This is a genomic window from Paenibacillus farraposensis (genome assembly GCF_020736845.1).
Classification (GTDB): domain Bacteria; phylum Bacillota; class Bacilli; order Paenibacillales; family Paenibacillaceae; genus Paenibacillus; species Paenibacillus farraposensis.
This window is the reverse complement of the sequence record NZ_JAFFQR010000105.1, coordinates 99,974-124,448: the sequence shown is the minus strand read 5'-3', so window position 1 is coordinate 124,448 and position 24,475 is coordinate 99,974. Positions and strand designations below refer to the sequence as shown.

At 48.7% G+C, this 24,475-nt stretch carries 22 protein-coding genes and 1 pseudogene; 6 read left to right on the top strand and 17 right to left on the bottom strand.

The window, feature by feature from the left end; translation table 11 throughout:
* Positions 1-3: 3 nt before the first annotated feature.
* From JO375_RS16960 to JO375_RS16950, 3 genes are all read right to left on the bottom strand, one after another.
* Entirely contained in the window at positions 4-816 is an 813-nt protein-coding gene (locus JO375_RS16960; RefSeq protein ID WP_229525572.1) for an ABC transporter ATP-binding protein, read from the bottom strand.
* Positions 813-1,901, bottom strand: coding sequence for an ABC transporter substrate-binding protein (locus tag JO375_RS16955; protein WP_229525571.1), 1,089 nt, complete (start codon positions 1,899-1,901; stop codon positions 813-815). Before JO375_RS16955 ends, JO375_RS16960 begins: the two co-directional genes overlap by 4 nt.
* 238 nt (positions 1,902-2,139) lie before the next feature.
* A complete protein-coding gene (locus tag JO375_RS16950; protein ID WP_229525570.1) occupies positions 2,140-3,657 on the bottom strand; it encodes a carboxypeptidase M32 in 1,518 nt (505 codons plus the stop codon).
* Positions 3,658-3,913: 256 nt separating this feature from the next.
* Between JO375_RS16950 and JO375_RS16945 the strand changes: the two genes are divergently transcribed.
* The 4 genes from JO375_RS16945 to JO375_RS16930 all read left to right on the top strand — a co-directional run bounded on the left by JO375_RS16945 (position 3,914) and on the right by JO375_RS16930 (position 6,211).
* Entirely contained in the window at positions 3,914-4,477 is a 564-nt protein-coding gene (locus JO375_RS16945; RefSeq protein WP_229525569.1) for a beta-class carbonic anhydrase, read from the top strand.
* A gap of 267 nt (positions 4,478-4,744) precedes the next feature.
* On the top strand, positions 4,745-5,311 hold the full coding sequence (locus JO375_RS16940) for a PadR family transcriptional regulator (protein ID WP_229525568.1): 567 nt from the start codon (positions 4,745-4,747) through the stop codon (positions 5,309-5,311).
* 162 nt (positions 5,312-5,473) lie between these two features.
* Positions 5,474-5,929 (top strand): hypothetical protein, encoded by a 456-nt coding sequence (locus JO375_RS16935; RefSeq protein WP_229525567.1) that lies wholly within the window; start codon positions 5,474-5,476, stop codon positions 5,927-5,929.
* 3 nt (positions 5,930-5,932) lie between these two features.
* On the top strand, positions 5,933-6,211 hold the full coding sequence (locus tag JO375_RS16930; RefSeq protein ID WP_229525566.1) for a YxcD family protein: 279 nt from the start codon (positions 5,933-5,935) through the stop codon (positions 6,209-6,211).
* Between the two features lie 57 nt (positions 6,212-6,268).
* Here JO375_RS16930 and JO375_RS16925 read toward each other — a convergent pair whose 3' ends face one another.
* The 11 genes from JO375_RS16925 to araA form a co-directional block, all read right to left on the bottom strand.
* A complete protein-coding gene (locus tag JO375_RS16925) occupies positions 6,269-7,147 on the bottom strand; it encodes an STM4011 family radical SAM protein (protein ID WP_229525565.1) in 879 nt (292 codons plus the stop codon).
* A complete protein-coding gene (locus JO375_RS16920; RefSeq protein WP_229525564.1) occupies positions 7,144-8,481 on the bottom strand; it encodes an STM4012 family radical SAM protein in 1,338 nt (445 codons plus the stop codon). The genes JO375_RS16925 and JO375_RS16920 overlap by 4 nt, the downstream gene beginning before the upstream one ends.
* A gap of 86 nt (positions 8,482-8,567) precedes the next feature.
* Positions 8,568-9,350, bottom strand: coding sequence for an STM4013/SEN3800 family hydrolase (locus JO375_RS16915; RefSeq protein WP_229525563.1), 783 nt, complete (start codon positions 9,348-9,350; stop codon positions 8,568-8,570).
* Positions 9,351-9,385: 35 nt separating this feature from the next.
* A complete protein-coding gene (locus JO375_RS16910) occupies positions 9,386-10,684 on the bottom strand; it encodes an STM4014 family protein (RefSeq protein WP_229525562.1) in 1,299 nt (432 codons plus the stop codon).
* A gap of 69 nt (positions 10,685-10,753) precedes the next feature.
* Complete coding sequence (locus JO375_RS16905; protein ID WP_229525561.1) at positions 10,754-11,596, bottom strand: STM4015 family protein; 843 nt, start codon at positions 11,594-11,596, stop codon at positions 10,754-10,756.
* A gap of 232 nt (positions 11,597-11,828) precedes the next feature.
* Positions 11,829-13,295 carry an efflux RND transporter periplasmic adaptor subunit gene (locus tag JO375_RS16900; RefSeq protein ID WP_229525560.1) on the bottom strand — a complete coding sequence of 489 codons (1,467 nt, stop codon included), beginning with the start codon at positions 13,293-13,295 and terminating at the stop codon, positions 11,829-11,831.
* A 65-nt stretch (positions 13,296-13,360) separates the two neighbouring features.
* On the bottom strand, positions 13,361-14,881 hold the full coding sequence (locus tag JO375_RS16895) for a DHA2 family efflux MFS transporter permease subunit (RefSeq protein WP_229525559.1): 1,521 nt from the start codon (positions 14,879-14,881) through the stop codon (positions 13,361-13,363).
* Positions 14,882-14,897: 16 nt separating this feature from the next.
* Positions 14,898-15,551: an HlyD family secretion protein gene (locus tag JO375_RS16890; protein ID WP_229525558.1), complete on the bottom strand. Its 654-nt coding sequence runs from the start codon at positions 15,549-15,551 to the stop codon at positions 14,898-14,900.
* Between the two features lie 360 nt (positions 15,552-15,911).
* Positions 15,912-16,724: a hypothetical protein gene (locus tag JO375_RS16885; RefSeq protein ID WP_229525557.1), complete on the bottom strand. Its 813-nt coding sequence runs from the start codon at positions 16,722-16,724 to the stop codon at positions 15,912-15,914.
* Positions 16,725-16,744: 20 nt separating this feature from the next.
* A complete protein-coding gene (locus tag JO375_RS16880; protein ID WP_229525556.1) occupies positions 16,745-17,203 on the bottom strand; it encodes a flavodoxin in 459 nt (152 codons plus the stop codon).
* A 196-nt stretch (positions 17,204-17,399) separates the two neighbouring features.
* A complete protein-coding gene (gene araA, locus JO375_RS16875) occupies positions 17,400-18,881 on the bottom strand; it encodes an L-arabinose isomerase (RefSeq protein ID WP_229525555.1) in 1,482 nt (493 codons plus the stop codon).
* A 327-nt stretch (positions 18,882-19,208) separates the two neighbouring features.
* Here araA and JO375_RS16870 point away from each other — a divergent pair, with 327 nt between their 5' ends.
* Complete coding sequence (locus tag JO375_RS16870) at positions 19,209-20,072, top strand: class I SAM-dependent methyltransferase (protein WP_229525554.1); 864 nt, start codon at positions 19,209-19,211, stop codon at positions 20,070-20,072.
* Positions 20,073-20,080: 8 nt separating this feature from the next.
* A complete protein-coding gene (locus tag JO375_RS16865; RefSeq protein ID WP_229525553.1) occupies positions 20,081-20,827 on the top strand; it encodes an RluA family pseudouridine synthase in 747 nt (248 codons plus the stop codon).
* 283 nt (positions 20,828-21,110) lie between these two features.
* On the opposite strand, the pseudogene JO375_RS24825 reads toward JO375_RS16865, so the two are convergent.
* The 3 genes and pseudogenes from JO375_RS24825 to gyrA all read right to left on the bottom strand — a co-directional run.
* A pseudogene (locus JO375_RS24825) lies at positions 21,111-21,200 on the bottom strand (MarR family winged helix-turn-helix transcriptional regulator); the annotation flags it as partial.
* A 50-nt stretch (positions 21,201-21,250) separates the two neighbouring features.
* Entirely contained in the window at positions 21,251-21,721 is a 471-nt protein-coding gene (locus JO375_RS16860) for a MarR family winged helix-turn-helix transcriptional regulator (protein WP_229525552.1), read from the bottom strand.
* Between the two features lie 274 nt (positions 21,722-21,995).
* Positions 21,996-24,458, bottom strand: coding sequence for a DNA gyrase subunit A (gyrA, locus tag JO375_RS16855; RefSeq protein ID WP_229525551.1), 2,463 nt, complete (start codon positions 24,456-24,458; stop codon positions 21,996-21,998).
* Between the last annotated feature and the right edge of the window lie 17 nt (positions 24,459-24,475).

The following is a 24,475-nucleotide window of genomic DNA, read 5'->3' as shown; positions in this document are numbered from 1 at the left end:
AACTCACTCCTTTGCTCCCGAAGCCTCCAATTCACCCCATATTTCATGAAAAAGCTCATTAAAGCCCGCTTGCTCGCGCGCATAAAAAGGCTGAGCTTCCCGAATGGATTCCGGAATATCGAAGGTGCGCCGGATATGGCCCGGGTTACGACCCAGCACGATGACCCGGTCGCTGACCGCAATCGCCTCAGCCAAATCGTGTGTCACCAAAATAGCCGTCTTGCCCCGCACACGCAGGGTTTCGGCAATCAGGTCTTCCAGCTGCAGCTTGGTCTGATAATCCAGCGCAGAGAACGGCTCATCCAGCAGCAGCAGCCCCGGATTGGTTGCCAGCGTTCTCACCAGCGCCACACGCTGGCGCATTCCCCCGGACAACTGGGACGGATGCTGATGCTCCTTCCCTCCCAGACCCATGCTATCCAGCAGCAGCCGTGTCCGTTCGCGTGTAGCCTCATCCACCCGCTTGCCCAGCTCCAGGCCCAGCAAGGCGTTATCCATAATCGTCCGCCACGGAAACAGATAGTCCTGCTGCAGCATATAGCCGACCTCCGGGCTCGGGCCGCTTACGGACCGGCCTTGCAGCAATACCTGCCCTGCTGCTGGACGCAGCAGCCCGGCGATCATGGACAGAATCGTCGTTTTGCCGCAACCGCTCGGACCGACCAAGCTGACGAACTCCCCTGCCGCCACCGAAAAATTGATATTCTCAACCGCCAGGGAAGCTTCGCGATCCGTTACATACACATGCGTTACCTGCTCCAGCCTCACCATCGGGATGGTTGCATCTAAAGGGGTACAGCCCCGGTTCCCGATCATGATGAACCTCCAGTGCCGGCACCTGCAGTCGTATCCCCGGTCGTACTTGCTTTTGCAGGCGAGTCGGCGCTTTCAGTAGCATGTGATGTAATCGCCTGCTGTGCAAAGCTCGAATTCACCAGCTTATCCAGTGCAACCGGGCTTTTCAATTCTCCCGCCGAGCTCATGACCGCCTGCAAATTTTCCCATTCCTTAGCTTCAATGACCGGGTTCAAAGCATAAGTGCCCTGTTCCTTGTAACGCTTGATACTGCTCGTCAGAATCGCCGCTTCTGTATCCTTGAAATAGGGCGCAATCGCTTCGGCAATCTGCTCAGGTGAATGTGTAGCAATCCACTGCTGTGCCCGGTATACAGCGTTTGTAAATTTTTGCGCGGTACCTGCATTGGTGTTCAGATAACTTTGTTTGGCCATATATACCGTGTATGGCAGCTCGCCGCTCTCCACACCAATGGAGGCAACTACACTTCCACGGCCTTCCTTTTCAAAAATAGAGGCCTGGGGCTCAAATAACTGAACATAATCCCCTGTACCGGAGCCAAAGGCAGAGGCAATATTGGCAAAATCAATATTTTGAATCAGCTTCAAATCCTTGTGAGGATCAATGCCATGCTTGCGCAGCGCAAATTCCAGCGACATTTGCGGCATTCCACCCTTGCGCTGCCCTAAAAAATTTCGCGCTTGCAGCTGTTCCCAGCCAAAGCTGGCCTGTGCTTGACGAGCAAACAGAAACGTTCCGTCCTTCTGTGTCAGTAGGGCAAAATTAATAACAGGGTCCTCTGCCCCTTGCTGATACACATAAATGGATGTTTCCGCACCAATCAGTGCGATATCCGCCTGATTGGACAGCAATGCCGTCATTGCCTTATCACCACCGGGGATCGTCACCAGCTGGACATCCAGTCCCTCCTGAGCAAACATCCCCTGACCTAAGGCTACATACTGCGGCGCATAAAAGACCGTGCGGGCTACCTCACCCAGTCTTACCTCAGTCATCTGCTCCCCTTTGGGTGCGCACCCGCTGAGCAGCAGCAATCCGAGCAGTGCCGCAGCCATCACAGCTTTGCAGCGAGCGCCGGTTTTCATCTTTGTTCCCTCCCCACCTTTTTACATCATTGACTTCATATATTGTTATGCACCTGCCTATATAATGGTTAATCGTACATAAGAAAAACATCTACCGGCGTACTTTCACGGAAGGCCGACCGCGTTTAGCGGAAGTTTTTCTTGCCATTATAAAATCGTTTAGCTCCGCTGAACCATTCTATAATCTAAAAAAACCCGCGTTCGCCAGGAACGCGGGGTAGATGCACAGACATTCACATTACAGTTCGTATACGGATGTGTATTTTTGTTCCAGATAGTCGGCAAGATAATCCGGGTTCAGCTCCTCGCCTGTAATCGCTACAATCAGTTCGGATGGCGTCCGGCTCTTGCCAAAGCGGTAAATCCGTTCGGTCAACCACTGCTTGATCGGCTCAAGCTCTCCGGCAGCGATCAGCTCATCCAGGTTCGGCAGCTCCTTGCGCAGCGTCGCCAAAATTTGCGCTGCATACATATTGCCGAGCGAATAAGAAGCAAAATAGCCGAAGTCACCGCCGGACCAGTGGACGTCCTGAAGTACACCCAGTCCGTCATTGGGCGGAACAAGCCCCAAATATTCCTGATACTTCGCATTCCACACCTCTGGAAGACGTTTCACATCCAGCTTTTCATTAAACAGCATTTTTTCAATTTCATAGCGGATAATGATATGTAAATTATATGTCAGCTCATCCGCTTCAATACGAATTAAGGAATTTTCCACACGGTTAACAGCCCGGTAAAATTGCTCTGCCGTAACCTTGGACAAGCGATCCGGAAAATGCTTTTGCAGCTCATCGTAATATCGATCCCAGAATGCGCGACTGCGTCCAATCATGTTTTCCCACAGACGAGACTGGGATTCATGAATCCCCATTGAGGTTCCTCCGGACAGGAGTGAACCTGCCAGTTCAGGAGCCATATTTTGCTCATACAGCGCATGACCGCCTTCATGCAATGAGCTGAAGATAGCACTGGTCACATCATCTTGCAAATAATGTGTTGTTATGCGTACATCACCCGGATTTAATCCGGTCGCAAAAGGATGCACACTTTCATCCAAACGTCCTGCGGCAAAATCATAACCCATCTGCCCCAAAATAAACAGGCTGAACTTCTCCTGCTGTTTTACATCAAACACACCGACCAGAAAGCTTTTATCCGGCTGGCTAGGTGAAGCCTGAATTTTGGACAACAGCGGCACAAGACGTTTTTTAAGCCGATCAAACACTGCGTCCAGCTTCTCAACGGTCATACCCGGCTCATATTGATCCAAAAGCGTATCATATTCCGTGTCCTTGATCCCCCAGTAGCCGATGAACTCCCGCTTCATATCCACAATTTTGGACAGAAACGGTTCAAATCCGGCAAAATCGCTATGTTCCTTCGCTTCCTCCCATTTGCTCTCCGCCTGCGCTGCAAGAACACTATATTCCCGATAGCGATCTGCCGGAACGGAACGATTCAGGTCATAATCTTTGCGGCATTCCTTCACCAGTCTGCGATCATTGTCTTCCAGCTGCTTCAACTTATCCTCTGCGGCAAAATATTGCAGCAATTGCCCCATTTCATCCGAGATCATCAGCTTGAACATTTCAGTGGACAGCATGCCCAGCGTCTCCGAACGAAGGTCAACACCTTTACGTGGAGCACCTGTACGCAAATCCCAATGCAGCAGCCCTACTGCTTCGCCATAACTGCTGATTTTACGGGAAAGTTCCTTTAATGCCGCCAATTGATCCAACGTCTGTTGCTCCATAATTAAGGTCACCTCTTTAACTAAAAATGGATAAAACTTTACAACGCTTATACTTGATGATAATGATATTAAAAAGTATAATCAACACACAACTGCACGGTCTGCTTCTGATAAACATTTAAAAGACGTCAGACCATACATACCGATGTGAAGTAAAGCCTGATTTACGGCCTGTGCTGACCGGAATTAGGCTTCTTCCATACTGGTCTATCGCTAATCATTATTAAAAAATAATAAGTATTTGGAGGGAATAATCGTGAATAACATCAAAGAAATTTTGGAATACAATCGCGTTTTCGTAGAAAACAAAGAATACGAAGCCTATAGAACGGGTAGGTTCCCTAACAAAAAGATGGTCATAATTACTTGTATGGACACTCGGCTAACCGAGTTACTCCCCAAAGCCATGAACCTGCGCAATGGCGATGTCAAAATTATCAAAAATGCGGGCGCGATTATTTCCCAGCCTTTTGGAAGTGTCATGCGTAGTGTGTTGGTCGCCCTGTATGAGCTGGGAGCAGACGAGGTTGTAATCGTGGGCCATTACGAGTGCGGGATGGCCGCGCTGGATGCCGACCATATGATCAATGAAATGCTTGAGCGCGGAATTTCACAGGAAGTGCTGAATACGCTGGAGCACTCGGGAATCAAGCTGAACAAATGGCTGAAAGGTTTTGACAATATCGAGGAAGGGGTCAGAAGTACTGTGAAACTGATTAAAAACCACCCTCTTCTCCCACCCAATACACCTGTTCACGGGATGGTCATACATCCGGGCACCGGAGAGCTGACGCTGATCGTTGATGGAAATCAGCAATAAGCTTTCCACTTGAATGGGATAAACAACGAAAGCAGGACTGAAACCCAAAGTAGTTTAAGATCGTATATACGGTCTTAAACTACTTTTTTTATGCAAAAAGAATGTATTCGTCCAGATGATGAATAGCCATTTGTGGCTTTCCTATGAATGACCTGTCTGAAAGTTGTCAAACCATACAGTTTCAGTGTAGACTTCTTATGAAGTTGCAGAATAGCTGCCGCAGAGCTGTTACAACCGTTACTATAATGGACGAAGGAGATAAGATTGATGAATTTACTATCGTATGGCCTGTTGGGGCTTCTCGCCAGAGAGGAATCCTCCGGATATGACCTGATGCTGCGCATTCAGCCTTTTTGGCAGGCCAAGCACAGCCAGATTTATCCGCTGCTATCTCGCATGGAGAACAAGGGACTGTTAGCTTCCCGTTGGATTCAGCAGTCCGACAAGCCTGATAAAAAAATGTATACCATTACCGATAAGGGAATCCATATGCTTCAGCAATGGTCCCAGGAATCGCTGGCTGCTCCCGTTACACGTGATGAATTAAGCCTGCGACTGTTCTGTCTTTGGCTGACGGACAAAAGCAGTGCCAACCGCATGCTGGAGGAACGCAAACGCCATTTCATCGAGAAAATCCAGCATCTGGAGAATATATTAAAGGACATTCCTGCAGAAGATTTGCATTTTGGCAGCAAAAACTTTGGCGACTACATTTTAGTCCAAAAAGGGCTTATGAACGCCAAGGCGGGCTTGGAATGGTGTCAGCTTGTTCTTCGCATGCTGCTTGCCGGGGACATCAGATCGGACACCAATCCGTTCAGCCTTAAACCATAAGGCTGAATGCTTTGGTCAGGATAGACATAGAATTCAAGTATTGAGGTAATTAAATTTTTAAAAACTTAAATTTTTTTGAAACCCTTTTCCATTCGTTTCGTATTACGGGTAAGCGGTTGTTGACCTATATCAAACCACATTACTGAGGGGGATTATATTTACATGAAGAAAACATTTACATTGAAAAATATGATGATGCTGATGATGGCTTTTACGTTGCTGATTGCCATGGTTACACCATCTACAGCTGATGCAAGACGAGGCGGCGGATTTAAATCCGGTCCAAGATCATATCAAACTACACCAAACAAGGCGAGTGACAGCAGCGGCATCAATAAGTCTGACAGTGGAACCAAATCCGGCGCAGCTACGGGCAATGCTAACAGAACCGGTGGATTCCTTGGCGGTGGTGGCGGCTTCCTCAAAGGCATGATGATCGGCGGGTTAGCAGGTATGCTCTTTGGCGGATTGTTCGGCAACATGGGCGCACTCGGCAGCTTGCTCGGCCTGGCCATTAACGTTCTTGCCATATACGTCCTGATTATGATTGGTGTAGGCATCTATCGCGCAATTAAAAATCGCCGCAGACCTGACGATTCCCGTGGAGGACGTTACTAAGCTATGATTTTGAGCATGGATGAAATTGTTAATGCCATTTGTTTGCATATGGCTGAACGCAAAGGCGTTCAGCCTACTGATGTGGTGGTGGAACTAAGCTGGGAAGAGGATACAGGATTTACAGCAGAAGTTCATGTACAAGGCCGCAGTCAGTATTTGGTAGAGGCGAATATGATTGAAGCTATCCTGCGATACCTGCACTCCGAATATGATATTCGCGCTTATCGCGAGCAAGTCCAATTGGATCTGGATGAAGAAATTACGGCTATTGTCCAGATCTGACAGCAGAACCGACCTTCGCTTGATGCAAGGGTCGGTTCTTTTTTAATTGCATGAACACTAAACGTATGAACCCGAAGTTACCTGTGCATGCGGCACCCTTTCGAGCAAACCGTTACCGTACATTTCCCGAAACGGCTGCTCTTCCATATGGATATAACCGATATAGCAGCCGCATTTTTCCATCCGGCACGGGCGCTTGGTGCTCAGACCTTCGAGACCGTCTCTGTATAGGTGTCCAATCACACGTCGATCCTGATAGCAATGCTTTACCCGTCCATCACCCTGGACATAAAATACATCCTCTCCAGCCCGGCATGCCCGCCCTTGACTGCTGTAATCCTGCAGATTCCAATGAAAATAAGGATCGATTGCAGTCAGCTCAGCCACCTCATCGTTGGAATAATAATGGGGTCGATCCTTGTAGGCGTTAATCCACAAATAAACATCCTTTGGAAGCTGTGATCTTAAAGAACGAATCGCCGGGAATGCCTGTCTTAATCCGACCGTACCAACGCTGTACTGAATACCAAGCTCATACAACTTCATGGCCTGTGAGATAAAAGCCTGCTCTTTCGTCTCTCCCGGGTGATATGTAGCCCACATCGCAGCGGTCTGTTTGTTCAGCTCCTGCGTCCAATCGAGCTTAGTCGATAGATTCGTCTGCACCGCTACTTTTTCTACATGCTCCATATGAGACAGCTCAATCATGGTGCTGCGATACCAGGAATGGATCAGAGCTTCTCCATACGGATTAAAAAAGATGGACAGCCGATGTCCCAAAGCCCCCTGCTCTCGCACCCAAACGGCAAAACGCTCCAGCTGCGCCCGGTCCTTGTTCAGCGTCGCCCGGCTATCCACATTTTTGCTGAACGGGCAGTAAGGACAAGCATAGTTGCATGAAGTTAACGAACCACGGTAGTATAGGGTTGCTTTCATGATCCTACATACCCTTCCATGCGTTCGCGTACTGCTGTAGAGATCATCCAGTCCCCGATCGCGTCAGAATAGGCCATTCCTTCCTCCGTGAGCCGAAGCGTGCCTTCCTGAATGATTGCCATACCGGATTCCAGCAGCAGCGGCATTCCAGCAAAATCTTCCGGGAGGGATACACCAAAGCGCTCAGCGTAGGCAGACAGCTTTAAACCTTCCCGGTGCAGCAGCGCCTTCAAAATAAAGCGCCGTTTGCGCTCGTCCTCATTTAAAATAAAGCCGTAGTCAGCCAGATCATGACGCTCCGCAGCCACGTAGTCTGCGATAATACTGCGTGTAGCTGCTGCGCTGACACCATACCGGCTGGCATAATGGACATTGCGCGTATAAGAGCGTGCACCGCAACCCAGGCCAGCCATGCCTTCTTCCTGACAGCTATATGGCAAAAGCTCCTTGCCTGGCGCAGCATCATCTTTAGCAAAACGGCGCATGGAATATTGGATATAACCTGCCTGCTTGAGTCTTTCGCGTGCCGCTTCGTACAAGCTTAGACGAATATCATGCTCCAGTCCGGTATAACCTGGCTTTAAAATCGTATTTTCCCGAACGTATAACGGATACAGAAAAATTTCCCCCGGTGAGAAAGACAGGGCTTCCTCCAGAGAATACAGCCAGGTGTCCACCGTTTGGCCAGGCAGACCATAGATCAAATCCACGTTCAGCAGAGGAAAATTGTATTCTACCAGTCGTGCGAGTGCTTCACGCACAAGCTTGGGCTTTTGTGGCCGATAGATGGCAGCGCTCTCTGATTCGACAAAGCTCTGAATTCCCATGCTGACACGGTCTGTTCCGCGGAGCTTGAGCACCTCCAGCCGATCCTCGGTCACCGTATCAGGAGAAGTCTCCACCGAAATAGAAGCATGTCTGGAATCCAGCCCCAGCACATTCTCGGCAATATCAAACAGGCGTTCGACCAATGGGGCCTCCAGCAGGGTTGGTGTACCGCCGCCGATGGCAAAACGCGAAAAGGGCCGTCCGCCCATAATGGGCGCCCATTGCCGGGCTTGTCTTGCAAGCGCATCGACATACTCCTTGTGTACATCCAGCCGCTTGTCCGGCAAGGTGAACAGATTGCAAAATCCGCAGCGAGCCGCGCAAAATGGAATATGCATATACAAAAAATAGCTCTCCAGTTCCTCCTTCTCCCACAACTCCTGCAATGAAAGTGGTCTATCAAATGCACGATAAGCCGTTTTGTGCGGATAAGAGTACAAATAGGAGCGGTAGGGAGCTTCACGGATCGTGCGTGCCCAGTGGGCAGGGTCAATCATGGCTTTCATTTCTGCTCCCTCCTCGCGCTGGAATCATTTCTGATCCTTTTACCAGTGCAGTTCATATTTCTTTAGCTTTACAAAATAAATTAGCCTTACAAAATAAATTCGCGATAAGGCACATTCCATACAACCTCATGGGCCAGCCGATGCCCTTCGTAGCCATCCTCTCCGTATGCCGTACCGTGATCGGAAAAAGCCATACAAAACGTGTTGCCCCGATTCCGTAAAGCATCGAACAAGCTGCCAAGCTCCTGATCCACATACCGCAAGGCCGCGCGTTGAGACTCTACCGAATCCTTGACGGCATCCTTCACAAAATAATGATTAGGCCCGTGGATGGCTGATACATTCAAAAACAAAAACAAACGTTGTGCAGGATCTGCCTTCTCCAGCAGCTTCAAGGCATGATTCACCTGATGCTCTGTCGAACGGGGATTCGTAACGCCAAACGTCATACGCCAGTAGCTTTCCTGAAAATACCCCGGCAGCACCTTGGCCAGCTTATTTTTCTTCGTGAAAAAAATAACACCCCCGATGCAGATGGTCCGATAGCCCTCATTCGCCAGCCCGGACACGATATCCGGAGCATCAAACAGCCAGGTGTCCGGATGTGTGCGTAGTCCTGTATCCTTCGTATGAAACAGCCGGATATGAGAACTTTTAACCGTATTCGCCGGAGTCGGTAAAAATCCGCCAAAAAAAGCATGATGTGCAGCATAAGTAAAGCTGCCGGGTGTATGGCGTTTTTCCCATGGCCCGGAGCCGCATAAATTCGGACAATTCTCTTCCTCCAGCTTTGCTACATCATATCGCAACGTATCGAGTGTAATCATGACAATATCATGAGAGCCGACAATTTGGTTCATATCAGTCATTATCCGTCTTTCCTTTCCAAACTGTACTTCCACGGCTAGAGATGCAGCATTTCCCATTCATACGGATTCCTGCCTTGATGCTTCACCCGGTATAGCAAGTCACCGAACGGATTTACATCCAGCACGTAGGGACGACCGCCATGAGCCGGAACCAGTACGTCCAGCCCAGCTACCATAGAGGCAGGAAAAGCACTCATGGCCGCTTCCGCAGTAAGCTGTATGGATTGCACCGTATCCGGCGGCAAGCCGGCTTCCTCCAGTAAAAGCCGCTCATTCCTTAGATGCAGGTTTGTAATGGGACTGCGGCTCAAACGCAATACCGCATGGCAAGCCTCTCCTCCGCACACGAGCTGACGAACGTCATAGACGCGTCCGTTCAGCGTCGCTTTGGGAATCCAGCGTTCCGCGTGGATGCCTTCCATACAAAGCCAGTTCAGAATGGCATGAATATCCTGCTTATCTGTATAGCGGCGCAAGCGTCCAGCATTGTAATACACGCGCTGTCCCTGTACGATTTCTGTGCCAATCGTCGTTACAGCCAGCTCGGCTTGTGTCCGCGGATGTATCTGGTAGGCCATGACGCCAGATGCGCCGGAACCGCAAAATAGTTTTACAAATATGCGGTGAAACCCGCTCTCCCTCATGGCCGTGTGCAAATCGGCAGTGTCGCCAAATGCTGCACCTGATGGTGACAACGCTGGCGGAACCCTGATCCCCGCCTTGTCCAATACGAGGCTGCAGCGCCGCTTATCGAACATCACGGCCACTTCCGCCGGATCATTCATCCAGCGTGACAAGGGCCATAGCAGAGCCGCTTCCCGGCGCAGCCAGGCCAGCAGACGGCAATAACCCCGGAACCATTGTCCCGGGTGCCAAATACGGCCATGCTGCTCTTGCAGACGCCGTGCTTCTGCCGCTGAAATACCTATGCCCTGTGTCCGCTCCGGCCATAGCAAGAGCGAATCATCCCCCTCAGCATCCGGCGCGCCCAGAGCGATCAGCTCACGCTCTATCTCAAAGTTTTCGCCCGGTGCATCCAGACGAAGCAGCGGACTACAATCCGCTTGCCCTGCCAGCAACCGAATGATGCTGTCTTGCCCATGGACACTGCCATCCACGCGATCTGGCGCAGACTGAGCAGCCAATCGGGCCAGCAGCTCACCCAGACTGTATTTCTTCCGAATGGCTGCCAGCACATCCCTGCAGGAAACCTCCACCGCCGGCGCCAGCTTCAATGCCGCACGTGCCTCCTGCAGCCCCGTGGTTCGACGGTTTCCCGGATTTCCGAATAAAATCAACGGCTCACTGGCACTAGTGTAGGATATTTCAACCATAAAAGCCGCCTCACTTTAAACCGCTTTATTTGAACATCATCTGTTACTGATGCATCTTCTCGGGTAAAATTACTCAGTCAACGATGGATAGCGCCAATCATCTTCCTCATCTGCTTTCTGCTGATCGTCCACATTTACAGATCGTCCGGTGCTTTTCCAGCGCTGCATCATTTCATTGGACATATAATGATAGTTCAAATCCAGATGCTTCAATCCTTTAATGCTTTCACTAGACAAAAGTGCCTCTGCTCCCTTATCTGATAAAGTCCCTTGGGACAGATCAAGCACTTCCAATTGTTGGATCACAGGGGCATTCGCTGCTGCAATCGCGATTTCATCCTGCAATTCACTATCTTTTAACCCCAGATATGTAAGCTTGGGAAACGGATTATGGTCGAGGAATGGTAAAACATCCTTCAGGCTGCCGTCAAAACCGTATTCATCCACCCCCAAATACAGCTCCAGCTTGCGCAATTCAGGCAATTCGGCATTGTGGATTTGGTGAAGGACGCTGGCCGGCAGACCGCCGCAAATAATGACCAGCTCCTGTAAGCGGCTATGGCGAAGCGGCTCCAAGCTCAAATCCTGACTTCCCTTGACATAAAAGGATTCCAATGTTGGAAACGCTTCTAACAGCGGAGACAGATTCGTTTGATTAATCCATGATACCTCACACTCGTCATATTCCATATCGCCGATAAACAGCTTGCGCAGCTTCGGAAATTGATCTTTATGCTTTACCAGCACCGGGATAAAATCCTCAGGCGAATTTTCATAGGCTCCGCCCCAATCCCCAATAATCAAATCCGTGATTTCTGCGCACTCCGGCTTGGCTGCCAGCTCCTCAACCAATTTAGCCATCGTTTGCCCATCCTCATAAGCATCAAAATCCACGACTAATTTAACTTCCACAGTCCAATTCCCCCGATCATTTATTTGAGAATGAATAAATTTCGATCTAGTAAACGATCTATTTCCGGTTTAGTCTATCCTATCATACCAAAGTTCGCCAAAAATAGCCTCTTTCCGACATCAAACTATGTAAAAAATATATGTGCAATAAAATAAAACAGGACAGACCCATAGGCTGCTACGGTCTGTCCTGCACATGATGCTTCATTATTTTAGTAGATGCTGAACCACATTATTGGCTGATTGTAATCGGTGAGTTATCGGACAGCAACGCCAGATTATTCACAATTACATTCTCTTCATCGCTCAAACCACTGGTAACCAGCGTTTGGGAGCCTGTCGTTTGAACGGTTTTTACTTCCTTGCGTTTGGCATGGTCTCCATTAACAACATAGACATATTCTTTGCCTTGATCCTTTTGAACGGCTGCAGTAGGAATAACAATGCCCTCTTGTGCATTGGCAGCGACAAAGCTGATATCAGCCAGCATACCGGATTTCAGCTTCATATCCGGGTTCGTGACCGAGATTTTCACAGGATAACCTTTGCCGCTGGCGTCTAACGGGCTTACATTTTTTACCGTACCTGTTGTTACAATATTGGATGCTGCGACACGAACCTGTACCTTGTCTCCTACTTTAACATTGTTAATCTGTTCAGCCGGAACATAGATCAGCGTATTTACTGTACTCAGATTGGCGATAACCAGCGCAGGAGCCTGAGCAGAAACCATTTCGCCGACCTCTGCATTTTTGGTACCTACAATACCGTCGATCGGTGATGTAATTACAGTATCGTTTAGTGCATCCTGTGCGATATTTACATTCAGCTGTGCCTGTTTGAGCGCTTGCTGGCTGGACTCAATAACCGCAGTATTTTGAGCCACCTTAACTTGACCTTGGGCATTGCTGTAACCGTTGTTGGCATTGCTGTAGCTGCTTTTCGCTGTATCATAGCTGTTGTGGGCGGTGGTGAGTGCCTTTTGCGCAGCTACCAGCTGATCCTGTGCGTTAGCCTGCGCATTTTGCGCATTTTTATAGGCTGCTTCCGCGTTCACGACAGCTGTTTTGGCTTGTTCCAATTGAGCTTGGGTGCTTGCACCTGCATCAAACAGGCTTTGTGTACGTGCCACATTTTTTTGTGCATCCGCCAAAGCTTGCCCTGTTTGCTTCACGGTGTTGGCAGCCGAGGAGACACCATGTGTCGCCTGTTCTACTGCTGTAGTGGCCTGATTAATAGCGCCCTGCGCCTGATTGATTGCGCTTTGCGATTGAATCACGCCGCTCTTGGACTGTACCAGGCCAGAATTGGCTTGGACCATGGATGATTCATGGGATGCTTGAGCGCTGCTTACTCCGGCTGCCGCTGCTGCTGCAGCTGCACGAGCTTTTGCAACATTGTTCTGCATATCCTTGTCATCAAGTTTGAACAACACTTGGCCTTTTTTGACCACTGAGCCAATATCCACAGGCAGCTCCATCACTTTACCGCCTGCTTTAGGTACGATATTTACCGTCTCCGAAGGGGTGACTGTACCTGTATAAATGTTACCCTGTCCGATCATGCCCTGCTGGGCTTGCGTGATCTTGACCGGAACAACCATGTCCTGCGCCGCGCCGCTATTACTGGAGCAGCCCGCTAACACTGCGCCGCCGAGGACCAAAGCCGCTAATGTACTTTCTACTCTCAATATTTTCATGATAATTCCCTTTCTTTCTGTCCGTGGAAATAATGTAAGCCATCCAGTCGATATTTGGTAGTTCTTTATTCAGCTTCCGGCTGTGTCTTTGCTCGCTTCCCCTGAATAAACAAAAAGATTAGCGGAATCGTGCAAAACAGCGGTATGGATGAAATGAGGAACGTATCCCCGATGCCTCTTGATGTGGCATCCAGTGTGATTAAACTACTGATGGATGACATCCATGAGCTGCCCAATGTCGCTTGTAGCACATGAGCCGAGTCTTGTGTAATGGACTCCGAAATTTGTTGGGCATGAGCTGCCGACCGGCTTTGCATAATCGCGGTCAATACCGCAATCGCCATCGATGCAGCCACGGTACGTACCAGATTGGATGCTGTAGACGCATTCGCCACCTTGCTCGGGTGAACAGCGTTCATGCCGACCGTGGACAATGGCATCATACAAATACCAATTCCCACCCCCCGTAATGCCATTACGGTCTCCAACCAGGCATGCGGAGTATCTGGCGTAAGCTGATGAAGGTGATAGGTCATAAAGCTGGTTAATGTCAGACCGACCAGACCCAGAGGCACAATGCCGAACTTATCGAACAGCCGCCCGGCAACAGGCATCATGACCGCCATGGCAATGGCCTGTGGGATGAGGATAATACCGGTATCAATCGGGGACACACGCTGAATATTTTGCAAAAACAACGGTGTCAAGAACGTTCCGCCATACATCCCCATCATGACCAGACTGGAGGCAATAACACTAATCGTATATTTGAAATTCTTGAATAATGAAATCTCAATTACTGCATTATCCTTGCCGCTCTCTACATAAATGAGAAAGACAAGTGCCCAGAAAGCAATGAATAGAAGCGATATGATTCCAAAAGAAGTCCAGCCGTCACGCTGCCCGTTCGTCAAAGCATACAAAAGCGTTCCAGCACAAGTTGCAGCCAGCAAAAAGCCCGGCACATCAAATGGCTTTGGCTTTACTTTCGGCGGCTCCTTGATTAGAAGAATCACCATTAAAATGGCAAATAAGGCAACAGGCAGACTGACAATAAACAAGAAACGCCAGTTAAACCACTCAATTAAGTATCCGCTCAGTGTAGGTCCAATCGCTGGCGCCGCCATTGCGGCGATCCCCCATATCCCCAGTGACATGCCGATTTGTTCACGCGGCATGATTTTGTAAATAATCGTCATACTCAGCGGCATAATAACCCCGCCGCCCAGACCAGCGAGCACACGGGCCGCGATCAGGGAAGAATCACTCCATGCAAAAATACATACTCCTGTCCCCAGCGAGAACACGCTGAGCGCAAGAATCAAAAACTTTTTATATCCGATACGCTGCTCCATATATCCGGTAATCGGGACGATAACACCGGATGCAAGCGTGTAACCTGTAATAACCCACTGAATCCGTGTCGTCGTTGATCCTAAATCCGTCGTCAATCGGGGAATGGCGACATTGATCAGACTGTTGTTCAGAATGGCGACAAAGGCGCCTAAAACGATAGCGAAAAAGGCAAGCCAGCGTTCTTTGGAGGAATCTGTCGAAGGAGCAGCAGCAGTTTCATTGGCAGCCACATGGACCCCTCCTTTTTTAAGATGTATGGATTTTTACTTCCACGTTCGTTCCCGGGATCAGCTTCAGGCCCTTCGGCTTGTTCACAGCAATTTCGACAGGCACACGTTGAGTTACCTTATTAAAGTTGCCGCTGGTGTTCACTGCCGGAACGAGTGAAAATACGGCATTCGAAGCTTCGCCTACTTTGCGAACCTTACCTTGAATCGTCTGATCTCCTGCCGCATCAAGCGTAATGTCAACAAGCTGTCCCGGTTTAATCCGGTCAATATCGGTTTCTTCAATATTCGTGGATACGTACAGGTTGTTCATATCAACCATCGTCGCAACAGCACTGCCCGGTGTTCCGATTTCATGCTCCTTTGCATAAATCTTGATGACCGTTCCGTTGATCGGCGCACGCAGTACAGATTTACTAATCATACTGGCATCCAGTCCAGACACATCCTGCTCGGCAATCGGTTCATTGCGCTGCAGCACATCGCCTTCTTCCACATCAATGTGGCTGATTTCTCCGGAGATTTGCGGCATCACCTTATACTGATCGGCTTGAATGCGCGCATCGTCGCTTTTAACAAAGTGTGTGGCCTGATACCAATAATAATAACCAATAGCTCCACCGCTCAAAATGAACAGCACGATGAGGATTGGCAATACAGTTTTCTTACTCACTTGTTCCACCCCTGTTGTCCAAAAAAATTTTTATTATTCAACGCTAATATTTTAAAATTGAAATATTAGACCATTAAACCAAATTTAGAACGTAAATAAACGCATGGCAAATACCATGCAAAAAAGACAGGATTTATTTTATGTATGCCGAGAACAAGCTAACTCATGCTCACAAACTGTCTTCTTCATATTTAAATATTTTCATATACCTATCGTACATTGAAACATTATAGATATATTTATCTATTCAGGCAATACAAATTTTCATTTTTTTCATAAATTTTTTTCGCAAAAAAAGACCTTGTTTCCAAGGTCATAACATCAAAAACAGCGTTAAATGTAAAGGATTCCTCAAATACACTAAGAAAAAAGCAGCGGTCCGAATAACCGTTCTTTACGGCTCTTCGCCTCCTGCTCCCCCTTTTTGTCCCTCGTGGTACTGCTATCCTGGGATAGCTGCTGCTCTATGCAACCGCCACAACGGCATCGCTCTGTTCTCCCATGAACATCTTCGCTGGAATCCCGCAAAAGCTGTACATAATCCAGGGATTGTCGTAAAGAAGAAGGCCCTGGAATAAAAGAAATCTTCTTGCCTTCCAGCAGACAGTATACTTCAATAAGCTGAGGGAGAGCTCCAAATGCATAGTGACAGAATACATTCGTCAAATGCTGAAATGTATGAATAACGTTAGGATTATAGTCGACGATATACTTTTGAATCAGAAGGGAGTCAGCTCCGGCAGATAGCTGCCAGGCCGCCTGCACAATAAGCGAAATATCGACCTTGAGCTCAGGCACGGACGTGCAAAATTGTTCGTACAACATCACCGGTACCAATAAGTCCTTATTAAAGGCACAGATTTTAGACAACTCACCTGTCACTTTATTTTTGACATCCCAATAATGAAACAACGATTCAAAGCTGTTTGGTTGCCGGGGCCACCATTTCTCCAGTACGTATTGAACGGGGACTTCCCGCCGTACCTCTACTTCCATTCCAAAGTATTCATTTAGCGCGTGACCAACGGCATATTGAACCCGCTGCCGCCAATTCCAGCCCTCACGTCCGCGTGCTGCCAGTGACGGATGGCCCGGCTGCGGCCTTCTCCACATCTCCTCAAGCTGATAGTCTTGCAGAAGAGGAAAACCGCTTAAGCTATTGCTACCCCGCATACCTATCCCTCACTCTCTTCTCAAGACACTCCAATACCAGCCTGTGCAAATTGTCTTCCGTAGGCTCGGCAATTCTCCTTTTCATCTTCCATTGGGCTGAATTCGATCTTCAAGCTCTCCTGAATAACGAAGGCGCCTCGTTCTTTGACTTTTTCCTCGACCAAATCAACGGCCCCACAGAACTGCTCATAAGAAGTGTCACCACTGCCAAATACAGCAGTCTTTTTACCAGACAGATCAAGCTCGTCGAGTTCCTCGTAAAAATCTAAAAACTCGTCAGGAAGCTCTCCGTCTCCCCAAGTATATACACCCAGCAGAAATCCATCGTATTCGAGCAGATCTGCTGCGTTGCAATCATAAGAAGCCTTTAGCTCCGCCTCATGCCCTGCCTGGCGAACGCCCTCGGCGATCAATTCCGCGATTTCCTCAGTATTACCGGTCAAACTGGCATAAGCAATCAAGATTTTACCCAAGTTCATCCCTCACCTTTATTTTGAAATATGGGATGCTTTCATTCCCTATGATCCAAATCATATTTGATAATGATTATCATTGTCAAATATAAATTTTAAAGCCGCTTCTTATGATGTCAAAAAGCATACAAAAAACAGCCGCATATCCTGCGGCTGTTCACTGATCCAGTCCATGACTAAGCAGCTTTTATGCAAAGCCTGCTTATTTATTTCTCCAGTACAATTCATTCCATTGCAGTTCCTGGCGGAACTGGCGGATATTCGTGTTGTTATCAATGACCACAGCTTCGATGCCTGTCAGTTCAGCGTAATCCAGCAATTGTTCGGTAGTAACGGCATAGGACAATACCGTATGATGTGCTCCTCCAGCATGAATCCATGCTTCGGCGGATACTTCGAGCGAAGGCTCAGGTTTCCACAAAATACTGGCTACAGGCAGCTTAGGCATGTTGTGTTTATTTTCTACCGCCTGGATTTGGTTAATAATCAGACGAAAACGTCCTTTCAGCTCAATAATGGATGCCACGAGCGCATTGCCCGGTTTGCCTGCAAAAATAAGACGGGCAGGATCGGCTTTGCCGCCGATACCCAGCGGCTGAACATCAATGCGCGGTTTATTTACAGCGATGGTCGGACATACCTCTAACATATGTGAACCCATAATCAGTTCATTGCCTGACTCCAGATGGTAAGTGTAGTCCTCCATAAAGGAAGTGTCCACATTGTTGGCCATCAGCTTCATCAAGCGTGTCAATGCTGCTGTTTTCCAGTCACCCTCGCCGCCAAAGCCATAGCCTTGAGCCATCAAACGTTGAACAGCCAGACCAGGCAGCTGCTTCAATCCATGCAGATCTTCAAATGTTGTTGTAAAAGCGCCGAAGTCCCCATCCTTCAAAAACTTCTTCATGCCTATTTCAATACGCGCCTGTTCCAGAATGGAGTCCCGAACAGCTCCCGGCTGCTTCGCCGCTGCGGACAATTCATACAGCTCATTGTATTCTTCGAATAATGCACTGATTTCGCCTTCAGTCACGTTATTTACGATTTCGACCAAATCGCCCACACCATAGCCATTGATCGACCAGCCTAATTGAGCTTGAGCGGTTACTTTGTTGCCATCGGTAACGGCTACTTCGCGCATATTATCGCCAAAGCGTGCTACTTTGAGGTTCTGGCTTTCGCTATAAGCAGCCGCAGTAGACATCCAGCTGCCGATACGTTTTTGAACACCTTCTTCTTCCCAATATCCAACAACGACTTTGCGTGTTACATCCAAGCGTGCACCGATAAAGCCAAATTCGCGGTCACCATGTGCGGATTGATTCAGGTTCATAAAATCCATATCAATGCTATCCCAAGGGATGTCACGATTAAATTGGGTGTGCAGATGCAGCAAAGGCTTCGCCAAACGCGTCAAGCCGGCAATCCACATCTTTGCTGGTGAAAATGTATGCATCCAGGTCATGATCCCTGCACACAGGTCATCCCCATTCGCATTGATAATCAAACGACGGATTGCGTCGGAATTCGTCAGGACAGGTTTCAATACAACTTCAAACGGCAAATGACTGCTGCGATTCAATCCTTCCACAATTTTGCGGGCATGCTCTTGTACCTGTTCTAGCGTTTCCGGTCCATACAAATGCTGGCTTCCTATAGCAAACCAAAATTTAAACGGTTTCATAATTCAAAATTCCTCCTGTCAGGAAATAAGTATAATTGCAGCTGTGTAATAAATAGAAATGTTATGTACGTACAATCTATTCCATTTTTCATTATTCTACTGAAAAATGGATAGTTGTACGTACAAGTAGGATTGACTTCATTTTAATATGGAAGCGCTCTAATTACAAGTACATCTGAAAAAAATATTTTCGCCTTGTCCACCTCCTGCCACTTTGATGGAATCATTCGATTGTTGTTAAGGTTTGTTGTACAATAGATCCATATGGGGATTTTTGTGCAGCGTGCTGCCGGAATCCTGAATTGACTTCTGAAGGATGGATAGTACATGTATGTAGCACAAGGATGGAAAGACTATGAAGTTATGGATACAGGCGGTGGCGAAAAGCTGGAGCGCTGGGGGGATATAGTCCTGCGTCGTCCCGATCCGCAAATTATATGGCCTTTGGCCCAGGAAACAGCCGAATGGCGCAATGTTCATGGGCATTACCACCGCAGCTCTTCCGGGGGCGGCCAATGGGATATGAAGAAGCCGATCCCCGAGCGCTGGGCGATCAGCTACGGACCGCTTAAATTCCACATTAAACCGACCAGCTTCAAGCATACCGGTCTTTTTCCGGAACAGGCAGCAAACTGGAGCTGGATGATGGATAAAATCAAAGGTGCAGGCAGACCAATTTCCGTATTGAACCTGTTTGCCTACACAGGAGGGGCCACTACAGCCGCAGCGTATGCCGGAGCCAGCGTAGTGCACGTGGATGCCGCCAAAGGCATGGTACAGTGGGCGAAGGAAAATGTACATTTGTCCGGCTTGGCCGACCGTCCGGTACGTTTTATTACAGACGATGTGTTCAAGTTCGTGCAACGGGAACAGCGCAGAGGAAATCGCTATGATGCGATTATTATGGACCCTCCTTCTTACGGACGCGGACCAAACGGAGAAACATGGAAGCTGGAAGAAAGCCTGTACCCGTTTCTCGAATCTTGCATGAGTGTTGTCTCGGATCAACCGTTGTTTATGCTAATCAACTCCTATACCACCGGTATTTCCCCCACCGTGCTGCATAACATGCTGAGCATGACCATGCAACGAAAGTACGGCGGGCAAATTAGCGCTGGTGAAATCGGATTGCCGATCACACGCTCGGGACTGAATTTACCTTGCGGTATTCTCGGACGCTGGGAGGCTTAATTTCCCTGATGATTCCAGATGAAATGACCTCACACGGGCATGCAGAACCGAACATTCCTGTTTTGTACGAGGATAATCATGTTCTGGCGGTTGTAAAGCCCGTCAATGTTCCGACGCAAGAGGATGCCAGCGGGGACCCTGATCTGCTGTCGTTGCTCAAGGAAGACCTTAAAATCAGGCACAATAAGCCTGGCAACGTCTTTTTGGGTCTGGTCCACAGACTGGATCGGCCTGTAGGCGGAGCCATGATTTTTGCCAAGACGTCCAAAGCTGCTTCGCGGCTGTCAGAGTCGGTTCGGGGTCGCCATTTCCGCAAAATGTATACAGCGGTCCTGAACGGAATTCCCGCGGCCCCGCAAGGCCGTCTGACCCATTACCTGCTAAAGGATAGCCGCACGAACACCGTCCGGGCCGTCCGCCCCGGCACGGCTGGCGCCAAGGAAGCTATTTTGGAGTATCGCGTGCTTGGGCAAAAAGATGGGCTCAGCCTGGTGCAGATTAAACTGCACACCGGTCGCTCGCACCAGATTCGTGTGCAGATGCAGGCGATTGGCTGTCCGCTCTACGGGGATCAAAAATATGGCGGCAGCCTGAGCCGTGCCGGTCAGCAGCTCGCTCTTTGGTCTCTGCTTGCCGGAGCACCGCATCCGATCAGCAAGGAGGATATGAGCTTCCATTCGCTGCCACCCGCCCAATTTCCATGGAGCGGGTGGCCCGTGTCGCTGTATGAGAGCATGCTTAAAACTCTCCATTGAGCTGCTCCGCCCGGCTGTATCGAATGGACAATATCGCCGTCATACAATACAAAAAGAACCCGCAGTGCATGTGTCAAGACAACATGCATTACCGGGTTCTTCTTTTGTGCAAGAAATGATGGAACTCCTCCGTTCTTATGACGAGGAAACTGCGGTCTGCCCCTTTTTGCTGCCTACCAGCTGCTGACGAGGTTGGGTGTTTTAAGCATTCGTATTTTTGATGAAAAACGCTAAAATCAGGGCTGTCACGCTTAACAGTGTGGCTATCGGTACCCTGCGTAAATTATTCCGGAGTGTCGTTTGAGGACTGCTCAAGTGAATTCATTCCCTTCGATGTCAATTTCATAATTATTTGCTTATGAATATCCAGAACCCTGATAGGCACATCTATCCGCGTGTTCGTATTGCTATAAAGAGGCGGGATTATTCTGCCTGCTCTAACTGTTCCTTGTCCCCCTCAGCTTCATTGGCTGATACTGACGTCTTCGTTTTCGTTGTAATTTTCCCCAACAAATAAACGAGCAGATGCTGATTATGCTGAGAAATCCGGTTTAGTACAGAGCCTAAAAAAGCATCCCGGATTCGCAAACCGCGTTCTGCCTCTTCCCTGCCTTGATCCGATATTACAATCCATACAATTCTACGGTCCTTTACGTCTCTAAAACGGGTGATCAGGCGATTACGCTCCATCCGATCCAATAACATCGTAACCGCCGCAGGGCTGGTGGCGAGATACGGGATCAGTTGAGACGGCTTCATGCGGCCGTATTCGTTCAGAACTTCCAGCACCGTAAGCTGAGCCTCAGTTAGTGATGGAGCCAACTGCTGCTCCATATGAACCTTGTAATCCTTAGCCATTCTGGACCAGATTTTCGCAAATTCGGTCGTTTGCATTTTGCCTCACTCCTTTGAATAACAAGATCGGTAAAACAACAAAGTTACCGCATCGGCACCCGTCCGAATTGTATTTCATCACATTAAATTTTCGCCATTTCCCTTTGGTTTCCTGCTGTTTTTGAGGGAAGGATTGAAAAGGGGAAGGAAGTCTCACTCCGGTGTTGGAGGCTCTTCAAGGTTCGACAGCATGACGGCAAAAAGGTCCTCATTCGTGCCGGATTGGCACGTGAGGACCTCGCTTTTTCGAGCTAATAAGCGCTTGACTTTTCAATTATTCTTCTGATGGTGAAGTCTGTGGCTCACTATGCGGCAGTACATTCACAATTTCGTCTTTCTTTTCCACAGGGGCCAGCAGCTTGCCCGTATCCTTGCGGTCCATCAATGGGACTTTTTCCGAATGGAACGACAGCATTTGTCCTTCGGCAGTGATGACCTGGAATTGAATAGCTTCACGGCAGTAGAAGGCAGCCACGATTCGAGTGCCGTTTGACCGCACCCGCTTGCCTTCCTTGAATTCGAAGGTAATAATCCCTTTGCCGCCTCTTCCCTGAGACGGATAATCCAGCAATAGCGAACGCTTCCCATAACCGGATTCAGTCAGCACCAGCACTTCTCCTTCATCCTCTGCTACCCATAGCGCTGCAACAATTTCATCGCCTTCCGCCAGCTGCATCCCTTTGACACCCGCCGAGACGCGGCCCATCGCATTTACCTCTTGCTCCTTGAAGCGTATGCTCATTCCTGCACGGGTAATTAGCATAATATCTTGGCTGCCATCGCTCAACGTTACTGACAATACCTCATCATCTACTGCTACCTTGCAGGCTGCTACAGCGCTGGAGCGTTTGGTTGCATATTCTTTCAGCTCTGTTCGCTTGACTTGCCCTTTCTTGGTCACGAACACCAGACTTTTGCCGATTTCCTCGATGTTTTTGATCGGAATTACACTGACGATACGATCTTCTTTCGATAGCGAAATGACGTTGACAATCGGAGTGCCCGGTTCTTTCCATTTATACTCCGGTACCTGATGCACAGGCAATAAAAAGTATTGTCCGCGCTGGGTGAAGACGAGCAGCACATCCAGTGTATTCACATCAAGGAATTGGGTGATGTAGTCCCCTTCTTTTACACCGGCACTTGAACGTTCTCCCCCGGAACGAGTAAACGACAGCATACTTGTACGTTTCACATAGCCATCTTTTGAGAGGGTCAGCAGTACATCCTCGGCCGCAACCATGACCTCCAGATTGACCTTGATCTCTTCTACCTCACCCTGGATCTCCGAACGACGGTCGATGCCGTACTTTTCACGAATTTCCAGCAGTTCCTTGCGAATCAGACTAATTAGCTTGCGGTCGCTTTCCAGAATGGAACGGTATTGGGTGATTTTTTTCTGAATGTCACCCAGTTCTTTTTCAAGTGTGGTAATTTCCAGGTTCGTAAGGCGATACAATTGCAAGGTCAAGATCGAATCCGCCTGACGTTCCGTAAAGCCAAACATCCATTGCAGATTATTTTGCGCATCCTGGCGATTTTTGGAAGCTTTGATAGCTGCGATGACCTCATCCAGAATGTTTAGCGCCTTGACCAAACCTTCCAGTACATGGGCGCGGTCCTCCGCCTTTTCCAGTTCAAACTTGATACGGTTTGTGATCACCTCGCGCTGGTGTGCAATATACGCTTCCAAAATGGATTTTAATCCAAGCTGGTGCGGCGCTTTGTTCACGATGGCTACCATATTGAAGTTGTAGGCCACCTGAAGATCGGTTTTTTTCAGCAGATAGGCCAAAATCCCTTCCGCATCAGCTTCCTTCTTCAGCTCAACAACAATACGCAAGCCGTTACGCCCACTCTCGTCACGGACCTCGGCAATCCCTTCTACCTTCTTCTCCAGACGGATATTTTCCATGGCGGTTACGAGCCTTGATTTGACAACCTGGTATGGAATCTCTGTAATGACCAGCTGCTGCTTGCCTCCACGCAAAGACTGAATCTCCGTTTTGGAACGGATATAAATCCGTCCTTTGCCTGTTCTGTAAGCTTCCTTGATGCCTTCACCACCCATAATGAGTCCGCCTGTCGGGAAATCCGGGCCTTTGATAAAGGTCATGATCTCTTCCAGCTCAATCTCAGGCTTTTCCATCACTGCAATGGTGGCATCAATAACCTCGCGCAGGCTATGCGTTGGAATCTCCGTCGCAAATCCTGCCGAAATCCCGCTGGAGCCGTTCACCAGCAGATTCGGATAACGGGATGGGAGAACTACAGGTTCCTTGGCCGAGTTATCAAAGTTGTCCTTGAACAAAACCGTCCGCTTCTCGATATCACGCAGAAGTTCGAGTGCGATTGGAGACAGGCGCGCCTCCGTATAACGCATGGCCGCCGCCGGATCATCATCCTGTGATCCCCAATTGCCGTGACCGTCCACCAGAACGTGGCTCATTTTCCAGGGCTGCGCCATCCGAACCATACCCTCGTAGATCGAAGAGTCGCCGTGAGGATGGTAATTACCCATAACATCTCCGACCGTTTTGGCGGATTTACGATATGCTTTATCAGGCGTATTGCCTGAATCGTACATCGCATACAGGATACGGCGTTGTACCGGCTTTAATCCGTCCCGCACATCAGGGATCGCCCGATCCTGAATAATATATTTGGAATATCGACCGAACCGGTCACCGACCACTTCCTCCAGAAAAGCTGGCAAAAATTGCTCCGATAAGCTCATGTCTACACCTCATTTAA